Source organism: Vibrio sp. S11_S32 (assembly GCF_014694465.1).
Classification (GTDB): domain Bacteria; phylum Pseudomonadota; class Gammaproteobacteria; order Enterobacterales; family Vibrionaceae; genus Vibrio; species Vibrio algicola.
Window position 1 is genome coordinate 1 of the sequence record NZ_JAAUWS010000192.1, and the last position, 253, is coordinate 253.

Genomic DNA, 253 nt, shown 5'->3' on the forward strand with positions numbered 1-253 from the left:
AGAAGATGTTGAAGAATATATCCGGTATTACAACCATGAAAGGTTGCATACTACGCTTGGTGATTTAACGCCAATCGACTATGAAAAATTACAAAGTCAGGTGTCCTATTGGGCTTGACCAGAATAGAGTGACGATTTAGTTTATGAGAAAATATTATTTTCTCGCTCTGCTATTTCAGCGAAGACGATAATCAATGAAGACTACGCAGGTATTGTTGTATCGGATCAATGCCCAAGCTACAACTGGGTTTCA

At 38.3% G+C, this 253-nt stretch carries 1 protein-coding gene; it reads left to right on the forward strand.

What is annotated here, in order from left to right:
• On the forward strand, positions 1–118 hold a 118-nt coding region (locus tag HC723_RS17220; RefSeq protein ID WP_190338159.1), incomplete at its 5' end, for an IS3 family transposase.
• Between the last annotated feature and the right edge of the window lie 135 nt (positions 119–253).